We start from the raw sequence: 19,813 nt of genomic DNA, 5'->3' as shown, positions 1-19,813 counted from the left end.
CAGCTCACCAGAGGCGCAGCTCACCAGGCTGGGTCTCCTTCTTGCGCCTTCCGCGTCGTCGGCGTCCTCGGGCGGGACGGGGCAGATGCGGCTGCCGGGCCTGCTCCGGCAGGTTCTCCCAGGTGGGCCGCAGACCGTGGATCAGGACATCGCCGACGAGACCCTTCAGGTAGTCCCGGGTCTCCTCGTCCGTGGAGTAGAGCACCGTAGCCCGGCTCGCCCTGGTCATCAGCACGTGATACGCGTGCCGGACCAGGCGCGCGAACTCGTCGTCGTCCACGCTCTTCGGCTTCACCTTGGGATCGAACGACCCGGGCACGGCGACGCGCTTGACGCCCGCCTCCTTGTCAGCCCGCTCCTTGCCCCGGCGGAACACCCAGCGGTCGCCCCGGCGCACCATGTCCTCGCCCATGATCACGCCACACCAGTCCCACTCCAGGCCCTGCGCGGTGTACACACAGCCGATCTGGCCGAGGCCGTTCTCGTGCACGGACCAGATCTTGGACGGCGGGACGGTCTTGTTCTCACAGAAGGAATCGCTGTCCGCGTTCCACGGACGGTGCCAGTCGCCGATCCGGACGTCGGGTTCGAGCCGCTTCTCCCTGCCCAGCGGTTTCGTCCAGGGCCAGCAGTATCCCGCGACCATGCGCGCGGAGGCTCCCGCACCGGCCTCGGAACGGATGATCCGCTCGAGCTCCTCGGGACTGTCCACGACCTCGACGTGCATCAGCCCGTCCGGGGTCCACGGCTCCGGCTCCGCGCCCGACACCCCCAGCGCGCCCCGCACCCAGCGGATGTAGGCGTCGCTGCCGCCGCACCGGAACTGTTCCCGCAGGCTGTAACGGACCAGCTGGGCGTCGTAGCGTCGTGCCGCGTCCTCCACCAGACCGACGGTGCCGACCTCCTGCGGACGCACGGACTGGCCTTCGTCGAGGAAGAACACCGTCAGGCGGGAGGCGTCGAGGAGTTCGTCCACCTGCGGTTTCGTACCCCAGTCCTCGGGCTTCCAGAAGCGGTTGGTGGAGCGGTCGCGCAGACGGTGCGCCTCGTCGCAGATCAGTACGTCCAGGGGCGGGTCGGGCGGAGTGACGAAGTTGCTGAAGTAGGTGAACGACTCCTTGAACTCGCGGTCGCCGTAGCCGACGTGCTCCTGGAGAGCGCCGTTGAACGCCCTGCTGCCGCTCGCGTACTTGACCGTTCGCCCGTCGGCCTCCAGTTCGGCCTTGAGCTGGAGGCCGATGGCGCTCTTGCCCGTGCCGGCGCCGCCCGTGACCAGGAAGACGACCCGTCGCTCGTCGGGGAGGAGCGCGGGCTGTGCCGGATCGGGAAGCACCTTGGCAGACGTGTCGAGGATTTGGTCCGCGACCTTCTTCTGGCGGCCGCGCAGGGTGAAGACGGTGTCCTCACCGCTGGAGCGGATCATGGCGTCGAGCAGTGGGGTGTTGCGCAGGCCCATGCTCCGTAACAGGATCTCGGCCGCCGAGTCGGCGCCGTCGGCGGCGAAGCTGCTCCGCAGGTCCGACAGCAGTTGGGCGCGACGGTCGCCGGTGTAGACGCGGGCGTAGGAACCGGTCGGCGCGTCCACGCAGACCAGCGGGAGGACCGAGGCGTCGGTGGCGTTGTGCAGGTAGGCGAAGCCGCCGCACTCGAAGTCCAGCCCGTGCAGCGGCCCTCTGGCACTCGTGAACGCCTCGTAGTATTCGCGCAGTTGAAGCGCGGGATGCTTCTTCTGCCCCATGCCGGGGACATGCACCAGGTCCGCGGTGGCCCGCTCCACGCGGGTCACGGTCGACCATCGCTTCAGCTCGACGAGCTGGACGGACAGCCCGTTCTCCTCGGGATGATGGCCGACGAGGACGACGTCGATGAGCCGCGGGTCCCCGGCGCGTTCCGTCTCGTCGAGCGTGGCAGCGCACTCGACGACCATCTCGACGTTCCCCCGGTCGGCCGCGACCAGATCCTCCGCGAGATGCACCAGGCTCTCCGCCCAGGCGGAACGTTCGCTCAACGAAGCGTCCGTGCTGAGGAAATGCTTCCATCTCGCGGCGAGATGGGGCACCATCCGGCGTCTTGAGTTCAGGTTCAGCAGATCCCGCGCTGCCAGTTTCAGCAGGAGCATGGACACGAGGGGTCCCCCAGGGCACGAGTGACTCGTGCGGGTGGGGGCATGTCCCGTAGGGAAGCCCGTCGGGCCGCAATGACGTCTGGGATCTTAGAAAGTGACGTCCCGGCCTGACATGCAGGACGCGGCACTCGGCCGGAAGCACGGAGATCATGGCCGGATATCGCGGGCTCACCGCCGCAGCAGGGGCTCCTCGCTCGTGACGGGACGCGGCTCGGGGCGGCCGGCCAGTTGCCGGAGCTTCTCCCGGGTCTCGGGATCTGTCGAGTAGACGATCGTGCCGACCATGCCTCGAGTCAGCAGCACCTTGTACGTGTTCCGGATGAGACGGTCCACGTCGGTGTCCGATACCGACTTCTTGAAGACCGGGTCCTTCGACGCGGTGCGGTCCGTGATCCATCGATCACCCCGCCAGACCAGGTCCGGGCCGATGATGACGCCGGACCAGTCGTACTCGAACCCCTGCGCGGTGTAGACACAGCCGATCTGGCCGAACCCCGCAGGGTCGGTGGCCCACAGCGCGGACGGGGGCGCGCCCGAGACCGACCGGTCACCGCGCAGGTTCCACGGCCGGGCCCATCCCCCGATGACGACGTCGGGCGGCAGCGGGTCGCCGGGCTTCGGCTCGGGCGACCACCGCCAGCAGTAGCCGGCGGACATCCGGGCCCCGTACTTCTCGGCACGGCGGGCGTCGAGGAACGCCTCCAGTTCTTCCGGGCTGTCGGTGACCAGCAGCCGCATGCGGTCATCGGGCTCCCACACGACCGGCCCGCCGGGCTCCAGGCCGAGCAGCCGGACGACCCAGCGCAGGTAGGCGTCACTTCCTCCGCAGCGGAACTGGCTTTCCAGGGGGACGACATGGCAGGCGATCCCTCGCCGGGCCGCGGCCTCACGGATTTCGCTCTCGGTGCCCATCTCACCGGGACGTACCACCTGGTGCTCGTCGAGGAAGAAGACCGGGACGTGGGCGACGTCGATGAGCTCGTCGATCTGGGCCCTGCCGGTCCGCAGGGCCGCGCGGGTGTAACGGTTCGCGGAGCTCTCCCGGATGCGGTGCGCCTCGTCACAGATCAGCGCGTCGAGAGAGTTCTTCTCCGTGGTCATGAAGCTGTTGAAGTACTTGAAGAGATCCTGGACTTCGCGTTTGCGGGAGCCTGCCACCTTGCGCATCGTCTTGGTGAACGACTGCGAGCCGGTCGCGTGAACCGCAGTCACGCCCCTCCGGTACAGCTCGCCGAGCAGCTGAAGCGCGATGACGCTCTTTCCGGTACCGGGGCCGCCCGTGACGATGACGACCTCCTTGTGGTCGGAGCGCTTCGCCCTCTCCACCGCGTTGAGCACCATGCGGTAGGCCACCTGCTGCTGGTCAAGGAGGACGAACTGCTGCCGCTCACGCACTTCCTGGGCCGCCACCGACATCAGCTGCTTCGACGGCACGGTGGCGCCCGCGAGCAGGTCGTCAGCGGCATGAACACCGGGGTGCTTGTCGCTCAGCTTCGACCGGAGGTGGTCCAGGAACGCGCCGCGACGCTCGCCGGTGAACAGAAGTCCCCGCGCGTCACGCTCGATGTCCCGTAGTCCCGACACCCCGGGCTCGGTGGCGTTGTGCAGGAAGGCGACTCCGTCGATCCGCTCGCCGTGCTCGGCCAACGCCCCGTTGAAGTCGACCAGGTAGTCGCGGTACCGCCGCACCTGCTCGATCGGATTGAGCACGGGGTGCGCATAGGCGTCGACATGGCACAGGGCGGGGTCGTCCTCGTGCGGCAGCGCCTGGCTCCACTGCTTCAGCTCCACCACGACGTACGACGGCTCCCCCGTGACCGGGTGCACTCCGGCGAGGACCGCGTCGGCCCGCTTGCTGTTCAGTGGGAGCGCGTACTCCAGCATGACCTCCACGTCGCCCAGGCCGGCGTCGTTGAGGGCGGCGGCCAGGACGGGAATGCTGCGCTCCCAGGAACGTGCTTCCGAGTCGCCGGGCCCGTAGCCGTGCATATGGACGAACTGGTCGGTCAGGTGCAGGAACAGCGAACCGTCGAGTGCCATGACGGCGACCGTTTTCGCGGACGCGCGGAACAGCAAGGACTTCCCCCAGGCAGCACGAAGTGACTCGTGCGGGTGGGGGCATGTCCTTCGAGACTCCACCAGAGCGGAGCGGAAGCCCGTCGGGCCGCATTGACGATATACCTGAGCGTACCTGGCGGCACTCGCTGTCCCAGGGGTGGTCGAAGCGGTGGTGGCGGCTCCTGCCCGGTCTCCCTCGCTCGGCTAGAAGAGCCCACCCCGACCGATCAGGCCCCCTCCGCGGGCATCAGGCCGCCGCCCGATTCGATCAAGTCCCCTGCAGAGATCAACGCGTCGATGTCGCCGGTCAGCGCGTCCCGGATGTCGGCGCCGAGCCGCGCCCATCCGAAGAAGCGTGCGGCCTCCCTCAGCAGGTCCTCGCGCTGCACGCCCGGCCCTTCGCCGACCACGTTTCTGAGCACGAGCTGCCGCTCCGCCGCAGGAACCTCCGCCACTCTCCGGGCGCACCGCTCCGTCGGAGTGCGGGCGAACTCCGCCTCATGGCCAGGCCTGTCGTAGGCCGTACCCACCTTGACGGCCTTGCCCTGCCTGAGCAGGTGGCGCAGAGCTCGATCGATGCGGTCGCGAACGACCTGGCCGGCGCGTCCGAAGCCCCACGCGAGACGGACCCTGGTGTAGATCACCTCTTTCTCGACGGGCCCTTCCACCTCGACCACACACAGCGCCACGTCCGCCACGACTTCGAGGGCAGCGGGATCCTGCAGCTCCAGGTCCCACAGACCTCGCTGATTGCTCGAGCGGACGCGCGCCTCCGTCAACAGGTCAGGGTCGACCTCCTGGTAAGGACGGCGCCAGGGAGCAGGGCCGGAGTCCACCGCCACGAACTCTGCCGGCTGCGGTAGTGCCAGCGCAGGGGCAGTCCGCGCAGGACTCCGCTGGCTTTGCACATGTCGAGGATGGATTCGAAGCCGTCGGTGGCGTCCTCATCCCACTCGTCGCCGTTGTCGCTTCCGGGCCAACGGAGGACCGGCGTCGACGGCGGTGCCCCTGCCGCCAACGCAAAAACGCGGCCACAGACGTCCGTTCTGTCCTGGTGGCCGCGCAGGTCCCGCTGATCCCCCCTGGAGGCGAATTCTACGGTCAGCGCACCATTGCGTGAAGCGCTAACTTCGGAACGATTCTCCGCACGGTTCCCAAGTCCCCTGTGACCCGCCCGAAGCTTCCAAAGCCATCGCCGCGGCAGGGCAGTCGGTGGCCGTCACTGGTCCCAGGGCGACCGTGAGCGAGATGCGCCCAGAACGACACGCTCTTACACGGCGGGCAGCAGGTGGCGGCAGACGAGTCGGGCTGTACGCCGGGTTCTGTGCCGAGGTCTCTCGCGAGGGCCTCGGTGACGGCCATCCATCTAGGGCCGGCGTTGCCGCCGGCCTCGTGCGGTCTACCCGCGGACTCGGGCGGGCAGCCCTCGAACGTCCGCGCAGAGCACGTTTCACGGTGCTCCTTTTGACCTTGCTCCGGGTGGGGTTTACCTAGCTGCCCAGGTCGCCCTGGGCACTGGTGGTCTCTTACACCACCGTTTCACCCTTACCGGGGGCCGAAGCCCTCGGCGGTCTGTTTTCTGTGGCACTGTCCCGCGGGTCACCCCGGGTGGCCGTTAGCCATCACCCTGCCCTGTGGAGCCCGGACGTTCCTCGGGAAGTCCCGTGAGGGACTCCACGCGGCCGCCCGCCCGGCTCGTCTGCCGTGTCGACCATGTTACCGGGCGCACGTCGCGCTTCGGTCCGGCCGCCGTCGCGAGGACCGAGCCCGCGAGGATCAGGGTGAAGGCGGCCACGATCGTCGCCGTCAGGGGCTCGTCCAGGAACAGGGCGCCCGCGGCCACCGCGACCGCCGGGTTGACGTACGTGATGACCGTGGCGCGCGTCGGGCCCGCCTCCTTGATCAGTTCCATGAAGGCGACGAAGGCGACGGCCGTGCAGACCAGGCCCAGGGCCGCGAGAGCGGACAGGACCGTGGCGGAGGGCAGCTCCGTGGGGCGGGTGGCGACGGCGGCCGGGGCGTAGACCAGGGCCGCCAGAGCCAGGCAGGGGGCCGTGAGGTGGAGGGAGGGGACGTCCTTGAGGTGGCGGGCGGCTATCAGGGGGGCCGTCGCGTAGCCGACGACCGTCAGCAGGACCTCGGCAAGGGAGCGGGCGTCGCCGCCGGTCAGGTGCGGCACGGTGAGGACGGCGACGCCGGTCAGGCCCAGGGCGAGGCCGGCGGTCCGGCGGGCGCCCAGCCGCTCGGTGTCGCCGAAGAACCGCGCCAGGGCCACTCCCACGATGGGGACGCCGGCGATCAGCAGTCCGGCCGTGGAGCTCGACAGGCGCCGTTCCGCGTCGGTGAGGGTGAACCAGGGGCCGATGATCTCGATGACCGCGAAGGCCAGCATGGGCTTCCAGTGGGTCCGCACGGTGCCGGCGAGGCCGCGTCGGCGCAGGGCGAAGGGGAGCAGGAGGGCCGCGCCGACGGCGCACCGGGTGAAGACGACCACGGACGGGGAGAGGCCGTCCTGGCCGTCCACCGCCACTTTGATCAGCAGGTAGGGGATCCCCCACACCACTCCCATGAGGGAGAACAGGAACCAGCCGCGAGCAGTCATGGGAGGGAGTGTCTTCCGGTCGCGCTCAGGTGTCTTGAACGCTGTTGCGGTAGGCCGCCGGGGTCACGCCCAGGACGCGGCGGAACCAGCGGGTGAGGTGGGCCTGGTCGGCGAAGCCGACGAGGGCGGCGACCTCGGCCGGGCGCAGGCCGGACTCCAGCAGGGCTCTCGCCCGGGTCACCCGGTGCTGGGCGAGCCAGGCGTAGGGCGGGATCCCGGTCGTCGTGCGGAAGGCACGCAGGAGCTGGTAGCGGGACAGGCCCAGTTCGGCGGCGAGGTCGGCCAGCGAGGGCGGGGCGAGCAGTTCGTCGGCGAGGCGGGTGCGGACGGCGCGGGCGATGCGCTCGGCGCCGGGGATCGTGTCGCACACCGGGCGGGCCGTGGAGTGGCGTCGGGCCAGGGCGGTCAGCAGCCAGGGGAGCCGGGACTCGGCCTCCAGCGGGTCGGGGCGGGCGGCCAGGTCGGTGTGGGCGCTGCGGAGGGCGGCGGCGAGTTCGGGGTCGTCCAGGAGGGGCTCCCGGAAGTGCGGTGTGCCGCCGACGACGCCGTCGGCGAGGAGGCCGGGGACCGCGTACAGGGCGCGGTAGGCATAGCCGCCGGTGTCGTCGCCAGGGCCTCCGGTGTGCGTCTCGCCCGGGTCGAGGACGACGATGGAGCCGGGGCCGGTGCGGATGTGGCCGCCGCGGTAGGCGATGATCTCCGCCCCCTCCACGCACACGCCGACCGTGAACTCCTCGTGCGCGTGGGGTGCGTAGACGTGCCGCTGGAAGCGGGCGGTGAGCAGGTCGAGGGGCGGCCCGCGGTGACCCAGTCTGGCTCTGGTCCACAACGCCTGTTCACGACTCATGCCCCACCCCCGGTCGTCCCTGCGTGTGCTCTGGGGGGTGCAACACGTCAGAGGGCCGGTTCCATGCCCGGTCAGGGCGCCGGGCGTCGTGGGGCGACGTCGCCCGGAGGGCGCCCGAACACGAGCTCCAGCGCGTCGAAGGCGGCGGTCATCCGCGCACGGTGGTCGTCGGCCACGTCGGCCGCGGCCTCCCCCGCGAGCAGGCGGCGGGCTGACGCGACGAAGACCGACCGGTACGCGGCGACCGTCAGGGCGGCGGCCAGGCCGGGGTCGGGAAGCTCCGGGGCCGTCTGCGCGAAGGCCTCGGCGAGGGCCTCCTCCACCTCTTCGGCCCCTTCGCGGGCGCGGGACCGCAGCGCGGGCGAGCCGACGACGATCCGCCAGAAGTGCGGGAAGTCGTCGTCGAGGCCGCCCAGCGGGTGGCGCTGGTCCAGGAGCCGCAGGGCCAGGGTCCGCAGGGCCGCGACCGGGCTGCGGCCGGGCTCGCGGCGGCGCACCGCCTCCGTGAACATCTCGACGGCCTGGGGGATGCGGTCGAGGAAGAGGTCCTCCTTGCGCGGGAAGTAGTTGAAGACGGTCATCGTGGAGACCTCCGCCGCCCGGGCCACCTCCGCGACCGTCACCTCGTCGAAGCCGCGCGCCACGAACAGGCGGGTCGCCACGTCCGAGATCCGCTGCCGTGTGGCCTGCTTCTTCCGCTCCCGAAGGGAAGGCTCCGCTTTCCTTTGCTCCACCATGAGGAAAAACTATAGCTGCCATAATTTTTTAGTGACTACAGTGAAACGCATGACGGACACGGAGTACGACGTGGTGGTGGCCGGCGCCGGGCCGGTCGGGCTGATGCTGGCCTGCGAACTGGCCCTCGGCGGCGCCCGGACGCTGGTCGTCGAGCGGCTCACCGAGGTGGACGAGACGGTCAAGGCGGGGGCGATCAACGTCCCCAGCGCGGTCGCCCTCTACCGGCGCGGGCTGCTGCCGGACCTCACGCGGATACAGGAAGCGGCCATGAAGCGGTTCGCCGAATTCCGGCGCGCGCAGGCCGGGACGGCAGGAACGGGGACGGGGGCGGGGGCGGGCACTGGGGCAGACACGGGGGCAGGTAGGGAGGCAGGCACGGCGGCCGGGGCCCCGGCCGCGGCGTCACCCCCGGTCCCTCGTATCGTGCCGCCGCCGAGATTCGCCGGGCACTTCGCCGGGATCATGCTGCACGCGGACCTGATGGACGACTCGGACCCGGCCTTCGACGGCCTCGGCCCCGCCGACGGCGTCGGTCTGATCCCGCAGGCCGCGCTGGAACGGCTGCTCGGCAAGCGGGCCCGTGAGCTGGGCGTGGAGATCCGCCGGGGAGCCGAGCTGACGGGATTCGACGCCGACGACGACGGCGTCACCGTCCGCCTGGCGTCCGGGCCGCAGGTGCATACGGGCTGGCTCGTCGGATGCGACGGCGGCCGCAGCACCGTGCGCAAGCTCGCCGGGTTCGACTTCCCCGGCACTCCCCCGGAGATCACCGGCTATCAGGCGCTCGCCGACCTGACCGGCGCAGAGGGGCTGGGGAGCGGCTGGCGGACGACCGACGTCGGGACGTACGCGCACGGTCCGATGCCCGGCCGGATCCTCACCGTGGAGTTCGACGGACCGCCCGCCGACCGCGAGACGCCCGTCACCGCGGCGGAACTCCAGGCCGCCGTGCGCCGCGTGACCGGCGTGGACGTGACGGTGGACAAAGTGCACTCCCTGACCCGGTTCACCGACAACTGCCGTCAGGCGAGCACCTATCGCGCGGGCCGTGTGCTGCTCGCGGGCGACGCGGCGCACGTGCACTCGCCGTTCGGCGGGCAGGGGCTGAACCTCGGCATCGGGGACGCCCTGAACCTCGGCTGGAAGCTCGCGGCGACGGTGCGCGGCCGGGCCCCCGAGGGGCTGCTCGACTCCTACACTCGCGAGCGGCATCCCATCGGCGCCTGGGTGCTGGAGTGGACACGGGCGCAGATCGCGCTGATGCGCCCCGAGTCGCACGCACGCGCCCTGCGCGAGGTGGTGACCGCGATGGCGGACACGGTCGACGGCACGACCTACCTGGTCAAGCAGATCTCCGGCGTCCACCAGCGCCACGACCTGCCCGGCGACCACCCGCTCGTCGGCCGCAGCGCCCCCGACCTGGAGTTCTCCGACGGCACCCGGCTCGCCGGCCTGCTGCACGAGGGACGAGCCCTGCTGCTCGACCTGGCCGACGACCCGAAGCTGCGGGCCCGCGCGGAGGGACACGGCGACCGGGTGGACGTCCGCACCCGGACCGCCCGCGAGCGCTCCGGTCTCACGGCGCTCCTCGTGCGGCCGGACGGATGCGTCGCCTGGGCCGCGGACCCCGAGCATGTCCCGCAGGACACTTTGGAGGCGGCCCTGGAGCGGTGGTTCGGCCCGCCCGCCGCCTGACCGGCCCTCTCGTCGACGCGGGGGCGGGGGCTCCGGCGGCACGCCGTACGCTGTGCTGCTGAGCTCGATGTGAGGAGATGTCCCGTGCTGGTCCTGCTGCCGCCCTCCGAAGGCAAGGCGTCCTCCGGACGCGGCGCCCCGCTCAAGCCGGAAGGGCTCTCGCTGCCCGGGCTGGGCCCCGCCCGCGAGGCGGTCCTGGAGGAGCTGGTGGAGCTGTGCGCCGCCGACGAGGACAAGGCGTGCGAGGTGCTGGGGCTGAGCGAGGGGCTGCGCGGCGAGGTCGCGAAGAACACCCGGCTGCGCACCGCCGGCGCCCGGCCCGCCGGGGAGATCTACACGGGCGTCCTGTACGACGCCCTCGGCCTGGCCTCCCTGGACGCCGCGGCGAAGCGGCGCGCGGCCAGGTCGCTGCTCGTGTTCTCGGGGCTGTGGGGCGCGGTCCGGGTGACGGACCGGATCCCCTCGTACCGGTGCTCCATGGGCGTGCGGCTGCCGGGCCTCGGGGCGCTGGGCGCGCACTGGCGTGCGCCGATGGCGGCCGTGCTGCCCGAGACCGCCGGGAACGGGCTGGTGCTGGATCTGCGGTCGGCGGCGTACGCGGCGGCGTGGAAGCCGAAGGGCGAGATCGCGGAGCGGACGGCCGGCGTGCGGGTCCTGCACGCGCCGACCCGCAAGGTCGTCAGCCACTTCAACAAGGCGACCAAGGGGCGGATCGTCCGCGCCCTGCTCACGGCGGGGATCGCGCCCAAGGGCCCGGCCGAGCTGGTGGAGGCCCTGCGGGATCTGGGCTACACGGTCGAGGAGCACGCCCCGGCGCGTCCGGGGACCGCGTGGTCGCTGGACGTCCTGGTGGACGAGATCCACTGACGGCCGCGGACGTCGGGTGACGTCCGCCGAGGCGTTCCTCGCCACGCGTTGCAGCATATGCAATGGTCTTTGCGGAGGGTGCAGCACGGCGGCAGGATGAGGCGCATGACCTCACCCGTGCCCCTGCCGCCGCCTGCCTCGGTGCTGGATCTCGCCCCGGCCGCGGTGGTGCCCGTGGTGGTCGTCGAGGACGCCGGCGACGCCGTGCCGCTGGCGCGGGCGCTGGTGGCGGGCGGTCTGCCCGCGATCGAGGTGACGCTGCGGACGCCGGCCGCGCTCGACGCGATCCGGGAGATCTCCGGGTCGGTCCCCGAGGCGGTGGTGGGGGCGGGGACGGTGATCTCGCCGGAGCAGGTGACGGCGTGCGCGCGGGCCGGGGCGCGCTTCCTGGTGAGCCCCGGCTGGACGGACGTCCTGCTGACGGCGATGCGCGCGTGCGGGCTGCCCTTCCTGCCCGGGGTGTCGACCACGTCGGAGGTCGTCGCCCTGCTGGAACGCGGTGTGCGGGACATGAAGTTCTTCCCGGCGCAGGCGGCGGGCGGGACCGGCTATCTGCGCTCGCTCGCCGGGCCGCTCCCGCAGGCCCGCTTCTGCCCGACGGGCGGCATCGGCCCGGACAACGCGCCCGAGTACCTCGCCCTGCCCAACGTCTGCCGGGTGGGCGGGAGTTGGATGGTCCCGGCGGAGGCGGTCGCGGCGCGGGACTGGTCCCGGATCGAAGGCCTGGCGCGTGCCGCCTCCCGGCTCAGCGCAGGTGGGACGTGTCGTTGAACAGGCGGACGCTGGCGTTGCCGTCCGCGAAGTAGGCCACCGCCGACAGCGACGCGGCCGACAGCTCCATGCGGAACAGGGACGCGGGCGGGGCGCCGAGGGCGAGGCGGACGAACGTCTTGATCGGGGTCACGTGGGTGACCAGCAGGACCGTGCGGCCCGCGTAGGCCGCGGCCAGTCTGTCGCGGGCGGCCGCGATGCGCACGGCGGTCGCCGCGAAGCTCTCGCCGCCGCCGGTCGGCTCGGCCTCCGGGTCGGCCAGCCAGGCGTTCAGGTCGTCGGGGTAGCGCTCGCGGACCTCGCCGAAGGTCAGTCCCTCCCAGGCGCCGAAGTCCGTCTCGACCAGCCCGTCGTCGACGGTGACGTCCAGCCCGAGACGGGCCGCGACCACGGCCGCGGTCTCCCGTGCGCGGGCCAGCGGGGAGGCCAGGACGTGCTGCACGGTGCCCCGGCGGGCGAGCGCGGCGGCGACCCGTTCGGCCTGCTCCCGGCCGACGTCCGAGAGCGAGGGGTCCGAGCCGCCGCTGCCGGAGAACCGCTTCTGCGGGGTGAGCGGCGTCTCGCCGTGCCGCAGGAGGACGAAGGTCGCGGGCGCCCCGAGGTCGGGTGCCGCGCCCCAGCCGACGGTGGGCGCCTCGGCGGCGGGGACACCGGACGTGGTGACGGCGGGGACGCCGGGGGTGGTGGCGGCGGGGACACCGGGGGTGGTGGCGGCGACCGTGCCGGCGGCGCGGACGTCGGACGTGGCGGCAGCGTCGTCGGAGGCGGCGGGCCGGGGCGCGGCGTCGGGGGCGCGGCGGGTCCGGGTCAGCGCCTCGCGGGCCCTGGCCGCGCCCGCGGCGGCGTCGCCGGGCGGCCCGGACGGCTCGGGAGCGGGCGGGGCCGCGGCGGTCCGGGGGCCGAGCGCGGCCCTCGACGCGCCGGCGTCCCACTGCTCGCCCCGCTTGCCCGCGTCCATGGCCTCGTTGGCCAGCCGGTCGGCGTGCTTGTTCTGCTCGCGCGGGATCCACTCGTAGGAGACCTGCGCGGCCGGCAGTACGCGGGCCGCCTCCGCGGCGAGCGGTTTCATGTCGGGGTGCTTGATCTTCCAGCGGCCCGACATCTGCTCGACGACCAGCTTGGAGTCCATGCGCACGCGAACCCGCGCCGACGGGTCGAGTTCACGGGCGGCCCGCAGCCCGGCCAGCAGCCCCCGGTACTCGGCGACGTTGTTGGTGGCGACGCCGATGTACTCGGCGCGCTCGGCGAGGGTCTCCCCCGTCGCCGCGTCGATCACCACGCTGCCGTAGCCCGCGGGCCCCGGGTTGCCCCGTGACCCGCCGTCCGCCTCGACGATGAACTCCCGCACGGAACAAGCCTCTCAGCGGCGCGGCTACAGGCCGGACTCGGACGTGCGCACCAGGATGCGGCGGCAGTTCTCGCAGCGGACGACCGTGGTCGGCGCGGCCGCGCGGATGTCGTTGATGTCGGTGATCGCCAGCTCCTGGCGGCAGCCCTGGCAGGTGCGCTGGTAGAGCTTGGCCGCGCCGATGCCGCCCTGCTGCTCGCGCAGCTTGTCGTAGAGCTTGAGCAGATCGGCGGGGACGGTCGCGGCGATGACCTCGCGGTCCTTCGTCACGGTGGCCGCCTCGCCGTCGAGCTCCTCGAAGGCCGCGTCCCGGCGCGCGGTGGCGTCGTCGATCTTCCCCTGGACGGCGCCGACCCGCTCGGTCAGCTCGGCGACCCGCTCCTGGGCGCTCTCGCGGCGCTCCATGACCTCCAGGACGACGTCCTCCAGGTCCCCCTGGCGCTTGGCGAGGGAGACGATCTCCTTCTGGAGGTTCTCCAGGTCCTTGGGGGAGGTGACGGCGCCGGAGTCCAGGCGCTGCTGGTCGCGGGCGGCGCGCTGGCGCACCTGGTCGACGTCCTGCTCGGCCTTGGTCTGCTCGCGGGCGGTGTCGCCCTCCTCGGTCTGCGCGGCGACGAGGAGGTCGCGCAGCTGCGTGAGGTCCTTGGTCAGCGACTCGATCTCGGCGTGCTCGGGCAGGGACCTGCGCTTGTGCGCGAGTTGCTGCAGACGGACGTCGAGGGCCTGGACGTCGAGGAGTCGGATCTGGTCGGCGGGCTCGGCGTTCAGTTGGGGGCTCCCGTTGAGCTAGAGGTGGGGTCGGACGCCGCGTGGGCGGTCCAGGGGTCGGTGACCGTGCGGGAGACGTGGACCCTGAGGTCCCATCCCCGCCGGTCGGAGATCTCGTCGAGCTGGGATGCGGCCAGCTCGCACCAGGGCCACTCGGTGGCCCAGTGCGCCGCGTCGAGCAGCGCGAGAGGACTGTGGGCGCCGGCCGCGACGAACTCGGACACCGGGTGGTGGCGCAGGTCCGCGGTGAGGAAGGCGTCGACGCCGGCCGCGCGGACCTGCCCGAAGAGGCTGTCGCCGGAGCCGCCACTGACGGCCACGGTCCGCACGAGCGCCTCCGGGTCGCCTGCCACGCGGATGCCCTGCGCGGTGGCGGGCAGCCGCTCGGCGGCGCGGGCGGCGAGTTCGCGGACGGTGACCGGGTGGTCGAGTTCGCAGACGCGCCCGAGGCCGCGACGGCCCTCGCCGTCGGTCGGGTCCGGCACCAGGGGGCCCACGACCCGCAGGCCGAGGGCGCCGGCAAGGGCGTCGCTGACTCCGGGGTCGGCGGTGTCGGCGTTGGTGTGGGCGACGTGCAGGGCGACGTCGTTCTTGATGAGGGTGTGCACGACGCGGCCCTTGAAGGTGGACGCCGCGACGGTCGTCGTCCCGCGCAGATACAGAGGGTGGTGGGTGACGAGCAGGTCGGCGCCGAGCCTCACGGCCTCCTCGGCGATCTCCTGGACGGGGTCGACCGCGAACAGCACCCGGGAGACCTCCTGCCCGGGATCGCCCACGACCGTGCCGACCGCGTCCCAGGACTCGGCCCGTTCGGCGGGCCACAGGGTCTCGAGCGCGGCGATGACTTCAGACAGACGGGGCACGGGCAAAAGGCTACCTGTCCCCTCTGCGCACCCGTACCGCCCGTACCGCCCTCCTCCGGAGAACCGGCCCGCCGTTTCCCGCCCGGTCCCACCGCACCGTGCCGGAGCACGGGAGCCCGAGGGGGCGGGAGGCGGGTGGGGCGCCTCCGGCCGAGGGGCCGGCGGTGGGCCCGGCGGAGGGGGCCCGGCGATGCATACCCGCCGCTCCGACCTCAGGCGAATCGCTTCTGCGCCACTCCTTCGAGGGAAGAAGGCTGCTCACGGGTCCCACGCCCGCACGTGCGAAAACTAGCTTCGTCGCCGGAGGTGACATCACGATGCCGATGCCGACGATGCCGCTGCCGGCGCCGATGGCGGCCCGTGCGATCGAGACCGCCGCGGCGGACGGCCGGATCCCCGAGCCCGCGCCCCCGCACGGGGACTGCGTGATCACGGCGAACGGCGCCTATGCCGCCCGCCTCGCCCGAGGCGGCGACGGCGACTCCTGGTTCCCGGAGCGCTGGACGCTGGACGGCCCCGAGCCCTACGCCGTGCCCCTGCCCGGCAACCAGCCGGAGGAGCCCGGCACGCAGGTGCACCCGATGGCCGACGGCCGGGTCCTCATCCGGCGGTTCACGGACGGGCGGCACGCCTTCTCCCTGCTGTATCCCACCGGTCCGGGCACGGGCGAGCTCGCGCTGGGCGCGGTCGAGTGCCCCGACGAGGGGAGCGTGCTGCGCCTGCTGCCGCCGGCCCCCTGCGGCGAGCGGGCGTACGCCCTCGCCGTCGGCCCCCGCACGACGGCCGTGTGGCTGGTGGCGGGCGGTTCCTTCGGCCCCGAGCACCTCGCCGAGATCCCCGGCCGCTGCTCCGGCGGCGTCTGGCTGGACCGTACGGGCCGCATGCTCGCGCTGGACCGGGAGGTCGCCGGCCGGACGAAGACCGTCGTGGTGGACCTGGAGCGCGGTGGCGAGGTGTCCCCCCTGTTGCAGATCGCCGCCGACAGCGACGACCGGCTGCTGCTGGCCGACCCCGACAGCGGCCTGCTGCTCATCGCCTCGGACGCCCCCTCCCCGGGCGAGACCCGGCTGGGCTGGGGGGTTCTCGGCAGCACGCTGCCGGTCCGCTTCCCGGAGTGCCTGCGGCTGCCCGACCTGGTGCTCACCCCGTTCGCGATCCAGCCGGGCCAGATGCTGCTGCCGGAGGCCTGCGCGGTGGCGCTGCGCATCGACGGCCCCTTCGGCGCCTGGGTCGGCGTCTGGCGCCCCGGCGAACGCCGTCTGCTGCAACTCGCCGCTCCCGAGGGATGGCTGACGGGCAGTGGGCTGTGGACGCCGGAGGGCGTGCTGCGGCTGCCGTACGCCACCGGGGCCGAGCCCTGCGGTGTGGCGCCGCTGTCCGTGCCCGTCGCGCCCCCGCCCGACTCCGACGCCGAAGACGGGTCCGCGGCCTCGGCGGAAGGGGCCGGGCCGATGCCGGCGACGGCCTGCGCACCCCGTCCGATCCCCCTGCAACAGGCCCCGCTGGGCGGCCTTGTAACGAAGTAGCTGCGGTTGGCGTGGCCGCCTGGATTCGCCCCGAGGTGTGCTGGATAAAATCGCCCGGCTGTAAAGAAAGATCATGTTGACGGGGTGAACTTTTCCGATGAACGACACCAGTACGATGCGGCCGCCGTCCGCAGATTCCGTGGACACGGCCGGTCACGGCCGGCACCGGGGCCCGGTCTCGTCCCAGGACGGCGACGCGGCACCGCACGGCCGGCACCGCAAGCCGGCCGCTGAGCCCAGGACCGAGAACTGGGCCGACGACAGGGCAGAGGCGACCGTCTGACGGCGTCTCAGGCGCACCGAAGGGGCTCCGGCCGTCCAAGGACGGCCGGAGCCCCTTCCGCATGCGCGCCCCCCCACCCTCACGCCCCCGTGTGGCGCGACCGCCTCGGCGCAGGTGCTACGTGCCGTCGCCGCGGCGCAGGCCCAGCACCTCCGCCGCCGCGAACGTCTCCCCGGGCGGGCGCTGCGCGAAGTGCGCGCCGAGCACGGCGTCCAGCTCCTCGAAGCCGAACGTGTCCTCCTTGCTGTCGAACTTCGCGCGTACACGCGGCCGTTCGACGACGGCGACCATGCCGCCGTGCACCACCAGCAGCTGCCCGTTGATCCGAGCGGCGGCGGGCGAGGCCAGATAGCCGACCAGCGGGGCGACATGCTCGGGGGCGAGCGGGTCGAGCCCGCCGCCCTCGGGTCCGGACAGCCCGGCGAAGACGTCCTCGGTCATCCGGGTGCGGGCGCGCGGGCAGATGACGTTGGCCGTCACGCCGTACTTGGCGAGCGCGAGCGCCGTGGACGTCGTCAGCCCGACGATCCCGCCCTTGGCCGCGGCGTAGTTGGGCTGTCCGGCCGACCCGGCGAGGAACGCCTCCGACGAGGTGTTCACGATCCGTCCGTACACCGGCGCACCCGACGCCTTGGACCGCTCGCGCCAGTGCGCGGCGGCGAACCGGGTCGTGTTGAAGTGGCCCTTGAGGTGGACCCGGACGACCGCGTCCCACTCCTCCTCGGCCATCGAGAAGACCATGCGGTCGCGCAGGATGCCCGCGTTGTTGACGAGGACGTCGAGCTTGCCGAACCCGGCGATCGCCGTCTCGACGAGCTGCCGGGCCTGGGCGAAGTCGGCGACGTCCCCGGTGTGGGCGAGCGCGGCGCCGCCCGCCTCCCGGATCTCGCGGGCCACCTCCTCGGCGGGACCGGCCGACGCCTCGCCCGAGCCGTCGCGGCCGGACTGCCCGAAGTCGTTGACGACGACGGACGCGCCCAGCCGGGCCAGTTCCAGCGCCTCGGCGCGGCCGAGCCCGCGCCCGGCGCCGGTGACGATCGCCGACAGCCCCTCCAGCGGCCGGGAGACGCGGGAGTCACGAGGGGACGGGTCCGTCGGGACACCGTGGGGCGTGTGCTCGGACATGCGGCGGCCTCAGATCTCGATGCACGTACGGAGCGCGGCCCCGGTACGCATCTGGTCGAGGGCCTCGTTGATCTCGGCGAGCGCCACCCGGTGGGTGATCAGGCCCGACAGGTCGATCCGGCCGGCCCGCCACAGGGAGATCGTCCGCTCGTAGGAGCGCAGGACGTCGCCGCCGCCGTACATCGACGGCAGGATCCGCTTCTCGTCGAAGAACAGCTCGAACATGTTGAGCTGGAGGCAGTCGTCCATGGCGCCCGCGCCGACCACGACGAGGGTGCCGCCGCGCCGGGTGTTCTCGTAGGCGGTGCGCGCGGTCGAGGAGCGGCCGACGACCTCGAAGACGTAGTCGAACCCCTCCCCGCCCGTGACGAGTTGCTTGGCGCCGGGCAGCTCCTCAGGCGAAACGGCCTTCGTGGCGCCGAAGTTCAGCGCGGCCTCCCGCCGTGAGGCGACCGGGTCGACGGCGACGATCTCGGCGGCGCCCTTGAGCCGCGCGCCCTGGATCGCGGAGATGCCGACGCCCCCGCAGCCGATGACGGCGACCGACGAACCGGCCTCCACGTCCGCCGTGTTGAGCGCGGCGCCCAGTCCGGTCGTCACCCCGCATCCGATGAGGGCGGCGATGTCGAAGGGGACGTCGTCGGGGATGGGGACCGCGCAGCCGGCGTCGACGACGACCTCCTCGGCGAAGGTCCCGGTGCCGGCGAAGCCGAAGACGTCCCCGCCGGGGCGGCGGAAGTTGGGCGTGCCCGCGTTCATGAACCCGGCCAGGCACAGTTCGGTCTGGCCGCGCCTGCACGCGGGGCACGCTCCGCAGGCCGGCAGCCAGCAGACGACCACCCGGTCGCCGGGCTTCACCCGGGTGACCCCCTCCCCGACCTCCAGGATCTCGCCCGCGCCCTCGTGACCGGGCACGAACGGCGCGGGCTGCGGCAGCACCCCGCTCATAGCGGAGAGGTCCGAGTGGCACAGCCCGGTGGCCCGCACCCGGATCCTGACCCGGCCGGGGCCGAAGCCCACCGCCTCGACGTCGTCGAGGACCTCCAGCTTGTCCTGACCGATCTCGTGCAGTACGGCTGCGCGCATGACGCGGCTCCCCTCTGTTCCTGCGGTGGCGGCTGCGGTGCTCAGGCGTGCTCGACGACCGTGTCGACGAGGACCGGCGCGTCGTCCCGCTGCACGGCGCCGACCGTCACCCGGACCGACCCCTCGCCGCGCCACATCCGGATGCGCAGGGTCTCCCCCGGGAAGACCACCCCGGCGAACCGCGTCGCGTACCCGCGCACCCGGCTGACGTCCCCGTCGAGCAGCGTGTCGACGACCGCCTTGAGCGTGATCCCGTAGGTGCACAGGCCGTGCAGAATGGGCCGGTCGAACCCGGCGGACTTCGCGAAGTCCGGGTCGGCGTGCAGCGGGTTGTAGTCGCCGGAGAGGCGGTAGAGGAGCGCCTGGTCCTCGCGGACGGCCCGCTCCACCTCCTTGTCGGGATCACCGGCGGGCGGGCCGGGCCGGGCGGAGGGGCCGCGGTCGCCGCCCCAGCCGCCCTCGCCGCGGACGTAGATCTGCGCGTCGTTGGTCCACAGCGGTCCGTCCGCGTCGGCGACCTCGGTCCGCATGACGAGGACGGCGGCCTTGCCCTTGTCGTACACGGCCGCGATGCGCCCGGTGGCGGTGGCGCGGCCCTCGACCGGGAGGGGGCGGTGGATCTCCAGGCGCTGGCCGCCATGGAGGACGCGGGTGAGGTCGACCTCGACGCCGGGCATGGACAGTCCGCTGATCACCCCGGGCGATCCGGACCCCGCGACCGTGGCGAAGCTCGGCAGGACGTGCAGGCGCGACTCCAGCGTGTACCGCAGTTCGTCGGGGTCGGTGGCGGGGACGCCCGCGCCGATGCCGAGGTGGTACAGCTGGACGTCCCGGCGGTCCCAGGCGATCTCGCCGGTCCGGGGCTCGGCGGCGAGCGCCTTGGCTGCGTCGATGGGCATGGGGCTCCTGATCGCTCGGATCGCTCGGATCGTGTCGAGACCTCGGCACGGCCGTCCGCACCGATCGGCCGCACCGAGGTCGCCACGGGCCGCGGACCGCGTCCTGCGTCCTCCGTCCCCCGCGGAACGGGAACGGATCCGCGGAACGGGGAACAGATCTAGAACGCGTTCCAGTGCGGCGATCCCCTGTATAGCCGAGCCCTCTGCACTTG

General features: G+C 72.7%; 16 protein-coding genes, 1 other RNA gene and 1 pseudogene. 5 read left to right on the top strand and 13 right to left on the bottom strand.

The window, feature by feature from the left end; translation table 11 throughout:
- Positions 1–4: 4 nt before the first annotated feature.
- The 7 genes and pseudogenes from ACGFSH_RS03630 to ACGFSH_RS03600 form a co-directional block, all read right to left on the bottom strand.
- Positions 5–2,008: a DUF2075 domain-containing protein gene (locus tag ACGFSH_RS03630; RefSeq protein ID WP_393344575.1), complete on the bottom strand. Its 2,004-nt coding sequence runs from the start codon at positions 2,006–2,008 to the stop codon at positions 5–7.
- A gap of 285 nt (positions 2,009–2,293) precedes the next feature.
- The gene (locus tag ACGFSH_RS03625; RefSeq protein ID WP_393344573.1) at positions 2,294–4,201 is read right to left on the bottom strand and encodes a DNA/RNA helicase domain-containing protein; all 1,908 of its coding nucleotides are present in this window, start codon (positions 4,199–4,201) and stop codon (positions 2,294–2,296) included.
- 209 nt (positions 4,202–4,410) lie between these two features.
- Positions 4,411–4,962, bottom strand: coding sequence for a DUF3320 domain-containing protein (locus tag ACGFSH_RS03620; RefSeq protein WP_393344571.1), 552 nt, complete (start codon positions 4,960–4,962; stop codon positions 4,411–4,413).
- Between the two features lie 516 nt (positions 4,963–5,478).
- Positions 5,479–5,881, bottom strand: an RNA gene (gene rnpB, locus ACGFSH_RS03615) — RNase P RNA component class A.
- A 115-nt stretch (positions 5,882–5,996) separates the two neighbouring features.
- Positions 5,997–6,785: pseudogene (locus ACGFSH_RS03610) on the bottom strand (DMT family transporter); the annotation flags it as partial.
- Positions 6,786–6,810: 25 nt separating this feature from the next.
- Positions 6,811–7,632: an AraC family transcriptional regulator gene (locus tag ACGFSH_RS03605; protein WP_393344569.1), complete on the bottom strand. Its 822-nt coding sequence runs from the start codon at positions 7,630–7,632 to the stop codon at positions 6,811–6,813.
- Between the two features lie 71 nt (positions 7,633–7,703).
- Positions 7,704–8,369 (bottom strand): TetR/AcrR family transcriptional regulator, encoded by a 666-nt coding sequence (locus ACGFSH_RS03600; protein WP_393344567.1) that lies wholly within the window; start codon positions 8,367–8,369, stop codon positions 7,704–7,706.
- A gap of 49 nt (positions 8,370–8,418) precedes the next feature.
- Here ACGFSH_RS03600 and ACGFSH_RS03595 point away from each other — a divergent pair, with 49 nt between their 5' ends.
- The 3 genes from ACGFSH_RS03595 (at position 8,419) to eda (ending at position 11,703) form a co-directional block, all read left to right on the top strand.
- Complete coding sequence (locus tag ACGFSH_RS03595) at positions 8,419–10,065, top strand: FAD-dependent oxidoreductase (protein WP_393344565.1); 1,647 nt, start codon at positions 8,419–8,421, stop codon at positions 10,063–10,065.
- Between the two features lie 84 nt (positions 10,066–10,149).
- Entirely contained in the window at positions 10,150–10,932 is a 783-nt protein-coding gene (gene yaaA / locus ACGFSH_RS03590) for a peroxide stress protein YaaA (RefSeq protein ID WP_393344563.1), read from the top strand.
- A 105-nt stretch (positions 10,933–11,037) separates the two neighbouring features.
- Positions 11,038–11,703, top strand: a complete 666-nt coding sequence (gene eda / locus ACGFSH_RS03585; RefSeq protein WP_393344561.1) for a bifunctional 4-hydroxy-2-oxoglutarate aldolase/2-dehydro-3-deoxy-phosphogluconate aldolase — start codon at positions 11,038–11,040, stop codon at positions 11,701–11,703.
- Here eda and ACGFSH_RS03580 read toward each other — a convergent pair.
- Genes ACGFSH_RS03580 through ACGFSH_RS03570 form a run of 3 tightly spaced genes read right to left on the bottom strand, consistent with a single transcriptional unit; the run spans position 11,678 to position 14,682 of the window.
- A complete protein-coding gene (locus tag ACGFSH_RS03580) occupies positions 11,678–13,051 on the bottom strand; it encodes a bifunctional RNase H/acid phosphatase (RefSeq protein WP_393344559.1) in 1,374 nt (457 codons plus the stop codon). The two genes, eda and ACGFSH_RS03580, sit on opposite strands and share 26 nt — an antisense overlap.
- 24 nt (positions 13,052–13,075) lie before the next feature.
- A complete protein-coding gene (locus tag ACGFSH_RS03575; protein WP_393345468.1) occupies positions 13,076–13,819 on the bottom strand; it encodes a zinc ribbon domain-containing protein in 744 nt (247 codons plus the stop codon).
- Positions 13,816–14,682 carry a Nif3-like dinuclear metal center hexameric protein gene (locus tag ACGFSH_RS03570; protein WP_393344557.1) on the bottom strand — a complete coding sequence of 289 codons (867 nt, stop codon included), beginning with the start codon at positions 14,680–14,682 and terminating at the stop codon, positions 13,816–13,818. Before ACGFSH_RS03570 ends, ACGFSH_RS03575 begins: the two co-directional genes overlap by 4 nt.
- A 350-nt stretch (positions 14,683–15,032) precedes the next feature.
- Here ACGFSH_RS03570 and ACGFSH_RS03565 point away from each other — a divergent pair, with 350 nt between their 5' ends.
- Together ACGFSH_RS03565 and ACGFSH_RS03560 are read left to right on the top strand one after the other, a co-directional pair.
- On the top strand, positions 15,033–16,208 hold the full coding sequence (locus ACGFSH_RS03565; RefSeq protein WP_393345466.1) for a hypothetical protein: 1,176 nt from the start codon (positions 15,033–15,035) through the stop codon (positions 16,206–16,208).
- A 97-nt stretch (positions 16,209–16,305) separates the two neighbouring features.
- Positions 16,306–16,491, top strand: coding sequence for a hypothetical protein (locus ACGFSH_RS03560; protein ID WP_393344555.1), 186 nt, complete (start codon positions 16,306–16,308; stop codon positions 16,489–16,491).
- Positions 16,492–16,608: 117 nt separating this feature from the next.
- On the opposite strand, the gene ACGFSH_RS03555 is transcribed toward ACGFSH_RS03560, so the two are convergent.
- Genes ACGFSH_RS03555 through ACGFSH_RS03545 form a run of 3 tightly spaced genes read right to left on the bottom strand, consistent with a single transcriptional unit; the run spans position 16,609 to position 19,601 of the window.
- Positions 16,609–17,616 carry a 3-oxoacyl-ACP reductase gene (locus ACGFSH_RS03555; RefSeq protein WP_393344553.1) on the bottom strand — a complete coding sequence of 336 codons (1,008 nt, stop codon included), beginning with the start codon at positions 17,614–17,616 and terminating at the stop codon, positions 16,609–16,611.
- A gap of 9 nt (positions 17,617–17,625) precedes the next feature.
- Positions 17,626–18,702 (bottom strand): Zn-dependent alcohol dehydrogenase, encoded by a 1,077-nt coding sequence (locus tag ACGFSH_RS03550; RefSeq protein WP_393344551.1) that lies wholly within the window; start codon positions 18,700–18,702, stop codon positions 17,626–17,628.
- A gap of 41 nt (positions 18,703–18,743) precedes the next feature.
- Complete coding sequence (locus ACGFSH_RS03545; RefSeq protein WP_393344549.1) at positions 18,744–19,601, bottom strand: MaoC/PaaZ C-terminal domain-containing protein; 858 nt, start codon at positions 19,599–19,601, stop codon at positions 18,744–18,746.
- Positions 19,602–19,813: the final 212 nt, after the last annotated feature.

This window comes from Streptomyces sp. NPDC048481, from assembly GCF_043200075.1.
Lineage (GTDB): Bacteria > Actinomycetota > Actinomycetes > Streptomycetales > Streptomycetaceae > Streptomyces.
This window is presented reverse-complemented; position numbering and strand designations above follow the sequence as displayed.